The sequence below is a fragment of the Oleiphilus sp. HI0079 genome (genome assembly GCF_001635105.1).
This window is the reverse complement of record NZ_LWFT01001438.1, coordinates 1-3,455: the sequence shown is the minus strand read 5'-3', so window position 1 is coordinate 3,455 and position 3,455 is coordinate 1. Positions and strand designations below refer to the sequence as shown.

At 45.5% G+C, this 3,455-nt stretch carries 3 protein-coding genes; 2 read left to right on the top strand and 1 reads right to left on the bottom strand.

Going from position 1 to position 3,455, the window contains the following annotated elements; genetic code table 11:
* The first annotated feature begins 137 nt into the window (after positions 1-137).
* Both hda and A3750_RS24655 read left to right on the top strand, forming a co-directional pair.
* Entirely contained in the window at positions 138-857 is a 720-nt protein-coding gene (hda, locus tag A3750_RS24660; RefSeq protein WP_068451928.1) for a DnaA regulatory inactivator Hda, read from the top strand.
* A gap of 40 nt (positions 858-897) precedes the next feature.
* Complete coding sequence (locus A3750_RS24655) at positions 898-1,680, top strand: ParA family protein (RefSeq protein ID WP_068451925.1); 783 nt, start codon at positions 898-900, stop codon at positions 1,678-1,680.
* Here the strand turns inward: A3750_RS24655 and A3750_RS24650 are convergent.
* Positions 1,677-3,455: bifunctional diguanylate cyclase/phosphodiesterase (locus A3750_RS24650; RefSeq protein WP_156498928.1), on the bottom strand; the 1,779-nt coding region annotated here is incomplete at its 5' end. The two genes, A3750_RS24655 and A3750_RS24650, sit on opposite strands and share 4 nt — an antisense overlap.

Here is a 3,455-nt window from a genome sequence, read left to right as displayed (position 1 = left end):
CTTGCCGGTTATGCGGCGCTTGGCCCTTTTATTGACTTAGGTGTCTATCTGGTTGCAGGGATAACGTTACTCAGTGGTCTCAATTATATTCATATCTGGGGGCGACGAACTCGCGATGCTTTGAGCGAGGGTGAGTCGTGAGTCGCAAGGCTGCTCCGCAGCTCTTATTGGGGCTTGGGTTTCGCAAGGAATTCACCTTTGACAACTTTGTCTCTGTTTCTTCTTCTGACGTGGTTGCTCGCCTAAGGTCTGCGGTATTCGATAGCCAAGAGGCTTTTGTTTATCTTGCCGGTGGCTCAGGAAGCGGAAAAACTCATTTGAGCATAGCGTTACTTAATGCGGCTTTGGATAATGGCAAAAACGCGTATTATCTGTCTGCTCGCGATATTCTTTCCGTGGCGGCCGGTAATGAGCTAGGTAGTTATTTTGAATATTTTCAAGACTACGACTTACTCGTTCTAGATGATATCGATGCTTTTGCGTCAAACCCTGCTTGCGAGCAGGCTTTGTTTAATCTGTATAATCATTACAGGGACCTTAAGCAGCAGCTCGTTGTAAGTGCCAGAGTGGTTCCAATCCATAGTGAGTTCAAATTGCCAGACTTACGATCGCGTTTAGGTGCTGGCCTCATAATTAATGTTGATGCATTGAGTGATGAAGATAAAAAGTCTGCTTTAGTTTCGCGCGCACGCGAACGAGGTATGACGCTAAATAGCGAGGTGCTCAACTACATCTTCTCTAGAAGTTCGCGTAGTTTGGGCGCATTATTAGAGGTTCTCGATAAGCTAGATCATGCTCAGCTTGTCGAGAAGAGAAGCTTAACCGTTCCATTCGTCAAAAAAGTTCTAGATTGGTAAGTAAGATTTGTCTTGGTGATAGAGCTCAGGGAGTTAGTAAATGATACGCGTTGTGTTTAACCAAAAGGGTGGTGTAGGTAAATCGAGCATCACGTGTAATTTAGCCGCAATAAGTGCCTTTAGGGGGCGTCGCACGCTTGTCGTCGACCTCGATACGCAGGGGAATAGCACACATTATTTGCTTGGAAAACCTTCAGACGAGCTCGCGCCAACCATTGCTGATTTTTTTGAACAAACCTTGTCTTTTAATCTGTTCAATAAGGACTCAAGTGAATTTGTTCATGCGACACCCTATGAAAATTTATCTGTGATGCCATCCAGTCCAGAGCTGGAATTTCTAGAGCGCAAACTCGAAGCCAAGCATAAGATCTATAAACTTCGTTCTGCGCTGCGAGATATGGAAGAGTATTTTGACGATATATACATCGACACGGCGCCCGCGCTTAATTTTTACACGCGCTCTGCACTGATCGCCGCAGACAAGGTCTTAATTCCATTTGATTGCGACGACTTCTCTCGTAAGGCGTTGTACCAGATTATGGGTGAGCTACAGGATATTCAGGAAGATCATAACGAGGGTCTCCAGGTCGAAGGTATCGTGGTAAATCAGTTCCAACCGCGTGCCAGTCTGCCTCAAAAGCTGGTTGACGAATTAATTGAAGAGGGGTTGCCCGTGCTTGATGTAAAGCTTTCGGCGAGTGTCAAAATGAAAGAGTCTCATCAGAACAACAAACCGTTAATTCACTTTGCACCCAAGCACAATCTGACCGAGCAGTTTCTTGCTCTGCATCAAGGTTTGGCGGAGTCTCTAGAGGAGGCCTAAGCTTTTCTTAGCTGGTCTTGACCGAAAGGCAGGGTGATCTGATCTCCGGAATGCAAACCTTCTTGGGTGTCCGTTTTGGCAAGAAAGTCGATAAGTGGCCCAATAGAGAGCGCTTGAGAGTACAAGAAGCCCTGCACGTAATGGCATTTGTTTTTCTGTAGAAAGGCCTCTTGTGCTGGTGTTTCAACGCCAGAGGCAAAGGTCTTAATACCAAGTTGTTTAGCAATCGTTAGCAAGGTCTCTAGTATTATTCTGTGCTGTTTGTTGGTGAGGCAGCTTGTCACTAGGCTTCTATCAATCTTAATGATGTCAATGGGTAACGCATTGAGTTGGTTAAGCGATGAAGATCCCGTTCCGAAGCCGTCGATTGCTATGAGGCACCCGAAGCTTTTTAACTTCCTTAAAATTTTTAGCGCGTCATCGCCCACTTGTACCAAGGTATTTTCTGACAGTTCGAGAATGAGTTGTTTAGGATTAAAGCGATGTGTCTCGCAAGCATCGGACAGCATCTGAAGAAGCCTTGGGTGGTTGTATTGTCGTCGTGTTAGATTGAAGGCGATTGGCAACTCTTGAACATGTTGTTCGCTTAGAATCTTGCATTCGGCGCAAAGCTGATTGATTGACCATTCACCAATTTGTTGGAGTAGGCCCGTTTGGTCTGCGATGTTTATAAACTCATCGGGCATAATCACGCCTTTCTCAGGGTGATTCCAGCGAGTAAGTGCTTCAAGTGCGATGATCTCGCCACTCTTTGTGTCCACAATGGGTTGATAATGAAGAGAGAATTGTTGTTCTTTAAGTGCGACTCTTAGATCTTTTTCTATTTCGATTTGTCGAATCATTTCACTGTTCATATCTTCACAGTAAAACTGGACGTTGTTGCGCCCGTTATTTTTCGCTCGATACATCGCCATGTCGGCGTTTTTAAGTAGCGCTTCATAGGAACTTGCATCTTCAGGACACAGTGTGATGCCGATGCTAGAGGTGATAATAAGCTCATTGCCTTTTATGGTTACGGGCTTGGTAATACTCTCTAAAATGTTGCGCGCCACGACCTCTGCACCGTCTTGGCCAGAAACATTAGGGAGCAGGATAGCGAATTCGTCGCCACCGAGCCGGGCAATCGTATCCTCTTTCCGCACGCTCCGCTGAAATCGTGATACAAGCTCAATTAAAAAATCATCGCCTCCATCGTGCCCAAGGGTGTCGTTGATCTTTTTGAAGTGATCGATATCAATGCTCAATAGCGCAAGACATGAATCATAACGCTTCGCTGTTTCAATGCTTTGCTTGCAGCGATCCTCGAACAGGCGCCTATTGGCAGCACCTGTCAGTGAATCAAAGTGTGCAAGATAGTGAAGTTGATTCTGTGTTTTACGAATGCTCGATATGTCCTGCCCAATCAATAGAAACTGGCCGTGCTCATCCAGTTCTTCATCAGAGATATAGTTGATATTCCAAAGCATTGACAGCTCTGTTCCACTCGATGTGAGAAGGCTTGTTTCGACATTTTCTTGATTTGTATTGCTCGCTGCTGCTTTCCTCAGCCGCCAAATAAACGATTCATGTTCTTCTTTGGGAATGGATAATCGGAGAAAATCTTTGCCGAGCACGGATTCATACCGATACCCGCTGGTCGCTTCTGATGAGCCGTTCCAATGCTTTATTAGGTAGTTGTCATTGATGACAATAACGGGGATTCCAGCGGTTTCGATAAGTGCTCGGTATCGCTTATTTGTCTTTTCTAGGCTGGCTTCAATCGTGTGGCGCGTTTC